The sequence below is a fragment of the Pontibacter sp. HJ8 genome (genome assembly GCF_054824225.1).
Genome location: NZ_JSYF01000627.1, coordinates 1 through 2,921, shown reverse-complemented (window position 1 = coordinate 2,921; position 2,921 = coordinate 1). Strand labels below are relative to the sequence as shown.

General features: G+C 53.5%; 3 protein-coding genes. All 3 read right to left on the bottom strand.

The features are described 5' to 3' along the window. Positions 1 to 472: 472 nt before the first annotated feature. Positions 473 to 778 carry a rhodanese-like domain-containing protein gene (locus OB13_RS20140; RefSeq protein ID WP_461491979.1) on the bottom strand — a complete coding sequence of 102 codons (306 nt, stop codon included), beginning with the start codon at positions 776 to 778 and terminating at the stop codon, positions 473 to 475. Then, positions 775 to 2,598 (bottom strand): T9SS type A sorting domain-containing protein, encoded by a 1,824-nt coding sequence (locus OB13_RS20135; RefSeq protein ID WP_461491978.1) that lies wholly within the window; start codon positions 2,596 to 2,598, stop codon positions 775 to 777. Before OB13_RS20135 ends, OB13_RS20140 begins: the two co-directional genes overlap by 4 nt. A gap of 57 nt (positions 2,599 to 2,655) precedes the next feature. Further along, positions 2,656 to 2,921: PASTA domain-containing protein (locus OB13_RS20130; protein ID WP_461491977.1), on the bottom strand; the 266-nt coding region annotated here is incomplete at its 5' end.

Here is a 2,921-nt window from a genome sequence, read left to right as displayed (position 1 = left end):
ATCTCTGCACGAGCAGGTATAGCTGGCAGGTATATTTGATAGGTATAGCAAGGCATACTTACTACTGTTTTTACAAAGCAGCAGCTTCTGCCAGGTGCACTTACTGGCGCTCCACTGTTTGAGCGTTCAGCGAGTTTGGAGCGTCTTGACTTTTTTGCTTACTTTTTTTGTCAAGAAAAAAAGTGAGGCCCCACCGGCCAGGTGAAGCGATGAAACAATGTCAGGTTGAAGTCTGGAAGAGCCGCAGCTACACAGCAAAGCAGGATACGAGCTGCAAGCTCGCACCAGCACAGGGCAACAGCTTAGCTTCAATGCAAAAGCCAACTTTTGAAAGTATGAATGGGCCAGAGGCCCCTCTATAGCAGACACGAGCGGGGACGCTCGCGCCATGATGATGAGAGTGGGAAGGCACAAAAAACCCTCCCCTGTTTCGAAGGGAGGGTCGAATGAAGTAAAAAGACAGGAAAAGGTTTTACTGACCGTTGTAAGCCATGATGCCACCCAATAAGTTACGTACCTGACTGAAACCCTGCTGCTGCAGGAACTGCTTGGCGGTGGCAGAGCGCATACCTGAGCGGCAGTGCACAATCAGTTCCTGGCCTTTGTAATCCTCTAACTCATCAAGGCGCTGTGGCAGTGCACCCAAAGGTATATTCTGCGCACCGGAAATATTTGTTTCCTGATGCTCCCAATCTTCCCGTACGTCTATGATAACCGGGGTTTCTCCTTTGGCAAGACGCTCCTTCAATTCTTCTACAGTTATGTCTGTTGTAATCATGGTTTAGTTAGAATAAGTTTGGTGGTGAAAGTATGCTTATCTGTTTCAATACGGATCGAATAAAGGCCGGGTGCCAGCTGCGGCAGCTGAACAGGTGAATTACCCACCGAAGCCTTTTGGTTGAAAACTGCTCTGCCTGTGACGTCATATACCGTAAAATGCCGGTAGTCGCCCTTGAAGTAAAGCGTACCTGTCGACGGATTAGGGTATACCTGCACCCGCTCGTCAAGTGGTATATCTTCGAGTCCCAGGGCCTGTCCTGTCATCACGGGGCGCATCATCACAGCACCCTCCACAGAGGTATCTTCCAGCCAGCCATTCACAGAGCTAAAAAGGAAACGCCGGCCGGTAGCACGCTCATTCCGGTCAAAGCCGATGTTGAGAAAGGTAGTACCCGGCTGACTCCAGCCCATAAAAAAGCTACCTTCCACTGCTACCGGCGCTGTCAGCTCTACTTCGTAGAACGTATTCAGCTCCTCGGTATACTGCACCTGGAAAACCTGCTCGTGCAGGGTACGTCCCGGAATCTCATTCTCATTGGCCCAGATCTTAAAGGTGATGGATGTGTTGCGAAGCATATTGCCTACAAGCGGGAAGTATACCCGGAAAGCGCGCACCTGGTCCGGCAGGCTCAGGTCAAACCGCTGGCCTACCTGGGTGGCGCCGGAGGAGGATACAAAGCTGAAACCTTCTTCAGCGGTACCGTCGTCGTAGGCGTAGTAATCGGCAAACTGGGTGGTGCGGTAGGTGCTGTCGTTGGCCCGCTGCTGCGCATTCTGCTCTTTTGTATCCAGGATGAAACCGTGCTGCAAGGCAAAGCCGTCCTGGGCAAGGTTCAGATTGGAGACGCGCGGTGTGCCCTTTACTTCAAACTGGCGCACCAGCCCCGGCAAAAGCCCCTGCTCACGAAGGAAAGTGTCGGCAGCAGTTGTGCCCGCTCTTTGGATAAACCCACGCCAGGCAATGGCTCCCGGCATTTCGCCCAGGTTATTGACGGTAGCAGTCACTTCTTCGCTCAGATTCCCTGCCGGATCGGCCAGAAATTGGCGGGCGGGCATGGAGGTATAGCTTTTGAGCAGCGGCGATACGCCCCGGCTGATCCCGATATCGCGGGTAGTGTTCTGCCCTTTGCGGCGGTTCCGGTCCAGCTCCACATAGTCCAGGTTCCAGACATCGAGTATGCCATTGCGGATACCCTCGCTTCGAAACCGGAATTGAAAATCGTTATGGAAAAAGCGCTGCTCTTTCAGCGCCACAAACACCTGCGCAAAGACGGTCACCTCTCCTACCCCTGCCTGCTGCCATACGGGCTGCCAGGCTCCTGCGGCATCTTTGAACTCCAGCTGCAGGAAACGGTTGTTGGTGCTCGTGCGATCCGGCACGTTGCCCAGGCCACCTGACTGCCAGTAAAAACTCAGGTATACCGAGTCCGCAGGATTGAGGCCGCCCAGCAGAATGGGCTGCGACGTGAGGGTGTCGGTCGGTCCGGCGTTGTTGGCGCCATAGGCTATACCTTGTGCATTCAGTCCGTCAAAAGACGCCACGTTCCGGGTAATCGGTTCCAGCCCGAAACGGCTGTTCACATACACGCCACCGTTTACCCAGCGATTTGGGTCGGGCGTAATGGTAACAGCAGAGAAATCGTCAAAAAAAGGAAGGGATTGCGCAGCGGCTCTCAGGCGTAATGCAGTGTGGGCGGTTGTGGATTGCAGTTGTGGCTGGCGCTGCTGTTCGTGCTGAAGGGGTGTCAGGATGACCTGGGCCATGGCACCCATACAACAGCAGAGAAATAGAATGGTAAGCGCCAGTGTAATTCTCATAGGGGATGATGTTGAAAAATCGCCTGCCTGCTTCCGTAGCAGACAGGCGATTTCTGATTAGTCTATACCTTGTACAGGCTCTTCACCTGCTACCCATAGGTCTACCAGTTCTCCTACCCGGATCTTGGCTCCTACTTCGGCGATCGGACGCTGCCGCACCACGCTTCCGTCAGCTTTACCTGTTCCGGGCACATAGATGATATTGCCGATCTGCAAGCCCTGTCCTACCAGTAACACCGATGCTTCATCCAATGGCATATCGATCACGCTCGGTATCTCAAATTCTGTGTTGCCCAATCCATCCCCTACGTGCAGGTCTACAA